The sequence below is a fragment of the Nitrincola nitratireducens genome, assembly GCF_000585235.1.
Lineage (GTDB): Bacteria > Pseudomonadota > Gammaproteobacteria > Pseudomonadales > Balneatricaceae > Nitrincola > Nitrincola alkalisediminis.
In genome coordinates, this window is sequence record NZ_AONB01000043.1 from 1 (window position 1) to 3847 (window position 3847).

At 30.6% G+C, this 3847-nt stretch carries 3 protein-coding genes; all 3 read left to right on the top strand.

The genetic code is table 11. The annotated features are described in order from the left end of the window. Positions 1-139 precede the first annotated feature (139 nt). The 3 genes from D791_RS18420 to D791_RS18430 all read left to right on the top strand — a co-directional run bounded on the left by D791_RS18420 (position 140) and on the right by D791_RS18430 (position 3642). On the top strand, positions 140-1456 hold the full coding sequence (locus tag D791_RS18420; protein ID WP_036514938.1) for an oligosaccharide flippase family protein: 1317 nt from the start codon (positions 140-142) through the stop codon (positions 1454-1456). Between the two features lie 87 nt (positions 1457-1543). Further along, a complete protein-coding gene (locus D791_RS18425) occupies positions 1544-2737 on the top strand; it encodes an O-antigen ligase family protein (protein WP_036514940.1) in 1194 nt (397 codons plus the stop codon). Beyond that, positions 2728-3642 (top strand): glycosyltransferase family 2 protein, encoded by a 915-nt coding sequence (locus D791_RS18430; RefSeq protein ID WP_036514942.1) that lies wholly within the window; start codon positions 2728-2730, stop codon positions 3640-3642. Before D791_RS18425 ends, D791_RS18430 begins: the two co-directional genes overlap by 10 nt. The last annotated feature ends 205 nt before the right edge of the window (positions 3643-3847 follow it).

The following is a 3847-nucleotide window of genomic DNA, read 5'->3' on the forward strand; positions in this document are numbered from 1 at the left end:
CAGTGTTATATACGCTAATCCAATCCTAAACATCCCATTTATTTAGGGATTTTGACTTATCAGTCGTGCATCACAGAGACACTATTACATAAAAACATTAACTTGGATTATTTAAAACCAATCTAACAACGTCTAAAAAATGAATAAATCAAAAAAATTATATACAGCCATTTTTAAAAGCATGCTAAGCAGATATTCAGTATATACTGCAAATCTAATTTCACTAATGATATTAGCTCGAATATTTACACCAGATGATTTTGGTACAGTTGCAGCAGTGATGGTTTTCTATACATTTTTTCAACTTATGTCAGAAGCCGGTTTAGGACCAGCTGTAATAAACTTAAATGAATTAACTGTTAAGGATAGAAATGGAATATTTGGTTTAACAATACTAATAGGTATAGTTTTATTTTTAGTTTTTATAAGCATGGCAAAATCACTTGCAAACCTATTAGGAATAAGCAACATAGTAGAAGTCACACCATATATCGCTATTAGTATAATTTTTTTTTCTGCCACCATATTACCGAATGCTTTGCTACTTCGTGAACAAGCTTTTTTTAAGATAGCAAATGCAGCTTTTATAGCTGAGACATTAAGCACTTGTAGTGTCGTGTATCTAGTACAAATTATTGAACCGCTACACGCCTTAGCATTAAAGGGAACCATACATTCTGCTATAGTTTTTGCCTTCATATGGCATTTCTCGAAGAAAACTGAATTCGGAAGGCCCACATTTGGTTCAAAGTTTACCGCAATAAAACCTTTACTAAACTTTAGTGGGTATCAATTCGGGTTTAATTTTATTAATTACTTTTCACGAAACTTAGATAAGATATTAGTCGGGAAACATTTGGGAACTGAAACACTGGGAACTTACGACAAAGCTTATCAATTAATGCGCTATCCAATGCTGTTACTAACATTCGCAATGACACCAGCGATTCAACCAGTTATACGTAAACTCTCTGAAAAGCCAAAAGAAGTTGAATCAATACATACTAAATTTACTTTTAAGCTATCAATTATTGGATCTGCTGCAGGCTTAGCAATGTACCTACTATCTGATAAAATAGTCTTATTAATACTAGGAAACAACTGGTCAGATGTCATACCTATTGTGAAGATATTTGCAATTGCTATACCTGTTCAGGTCGTATTATCTACAAGCGGAAGCTTTTTTCAAGCAATGAAGAGGTCTGACTTACTTTTTAGAAGTGGATTACTTTCAGCTATTGTAGTTGTTATAGCTATAATCATCGGCATAATACAAAATGATATAATCAAGGTTTGTTGGTACTTAGTTATTGCATTTCATATCAATTTTATACAAGCATATTATTACATGTACACTAGGGTTTTTAGTGAAAAAATCAGCAAATTTCTTATACGTATGATCCCTGCAAGCATTATAGTTTTAGCAATATCCTTATTGGAAATTTCGAAAAATTAAAAAACAAAAACCAATCTTAGAAAAACATGCACTCAAACTATATAAATAAAATAAAAAACCTAATACGTATCAATAATTGAGTTCAAAATGATAAAAACGAACACAATATATAAAATTTCTCTATACTATACTTTACTAATACTTTCCGGCTCATGGTATTGGCCAATAAATAGGGAGTTAGACCCTAACTTCAACTTTAAGATATTCGGAAACATTACCGATAATTTATTTTTTTTAACAATGCTTTCCGTTATAATAATAGGAATTTCCAAAAACGGGATTAGTAATTTATTTAATAACAAAACATCTTTTATTTTGATCATGATACTAGTCAGCTCATTACTATCAAACAACATAGAAAGCGCGCTAAAATCATCCATCCGTCTTTTAATATTTTTCACATACATATCTATATTAATAAGAGACTACTCACCCGAAAGAACCATAGAAACCACAACCAATTTTTTCATTTTATTTGTATTTATAAACGCAATATCACTTATATTATTTCCAAGCATCACCTTTATGGAAGGCTTACATGATGGTTCAGCACGCGGAATTCTTAATCATAAAAATACATTCGGCTTTTTAATGCTTATAGCATTTATGATCATTCACACCAACAAAATGAACAATAAGCTAAAGTATACTTTAACCACAATGGCTTTCATCATGGTTATTTTAAGCAACTCATCTACAGCAACTGTATTACTAGCGGTATCAATCATGCTGATTACTTATAAAAGAATCAGCAATCTGATAGATAGAAGAATGCTTATTTACACTACAATTTTATTATCAACATTTTTAATTATATTTTACCAAAAAATATTAGAGTTGATTTTTTTCATAACAGAAAAAGGAAGTGACTTCAGTAACAGAAGTTTACTATGGGATTTCTACATAAAAAAAGGCTTTGAAAATATTTTAATTGGTCAAGGAAATTACATATGGAATGAAAGTTTTTGGATGGAGTTTAACTTCCAAACAGGCATTACAGGAAATTACTCCCCACATAATAGTTACCTTTCAACATTTGTATCATATGGATTGATAGTAACAATACCTTATTTCCTTTACATACTTCATTCGCTCACAGTTTTCTTTAGAAACAAATATAAAGAATTAGCACACCCCATATATATTTGTATACCTTTAATATTTATAAGAGGTTTTTTCGAGAGTGGATCAATGATCTCAGTAAATATTTTCATTTTTTTATTATTGATAGCTTGGTTAATGGAATCCAAGAGCAACCTAATAGGTAAAAAATGTCATTAAGCATTATTATTCCAGTTGGATATGATCCGGACGGACTAGAGATAACCTTATCATCCATTTTCAAAAGTAAAAGCTTAACTAACATTCCTATAGAGATTATAGTAATCAATGATGGATATGACCTAGAGGTTGAAAAAATTTGTTTAAAATACAAAATTGTACACTACCCAACCACTATTAATATTGGGCCTGCTGCAGGTCGAAACATAGGCATTGAGCTATCAAAATACAACTATATAGCTTTTATCGATGCTGATATTAAAGTTTCTGATCATTGGATAGAATTAATGCATTACTCACTAACCAAATACCATTATGTAGGTGGAAAAATTTTAATAGATAGAGAAAACATATCAAATATATTCGAGGAGTATGACTATATTACTGCTTTTGATGTACAGTCTTACATGGAGAAAGGACATGCACCAACAGCAAACTTAGGAATTAGAAAAGAAATTACTCATAAAGTCGGCCTATTTGAACCAAATCTACGATCAGGAGAGGATACTGAGTTTGGTGATAGAGTTTTCAAACATAAAGATTTTGTTTTTTTCTACAATGAAGAAGCTGTTGTTTTTCATCCACCAAGATCCTTAAAGTCACAACTAATAAAAAGAGCTAGAGTTGTAAAGGGCCATTTAAAGTTAGCAAGCATTTATAAAGACCGTTATAAACATTTCAAAAAAACCTATTACAACCCTTTCATAATGCTAAGACCACCATTTCAGGTCTTTAAAAAAATCGCGAACTCAAAAAAAATTAGCACTCCTACAAAGTTTATCTTATATACATACGCATACTTTCTAAAACTATATAGTTTTTCCATAGCTATAAAATATATGATGAAACCAACTACTGTAAATCTTGAAACTAAAAACCATCCAAAAATAGACCAAGGCACATAAGCATCAAAATAAATAATATAATGTAACACAGAAAAAAATCGTTACACTAAACTAACGATCCGAAAAATCACCTACCCATCTACAATGCTTTGCAATGAGCCTTAATATCAGAAAAATTTGATAAACCCCAAAGTTAATATGATGTCCATTTCTATCAGTGGCCTTGACCGAAATGAGGAGACAGAAAAATTAGCTTAAAACCAAT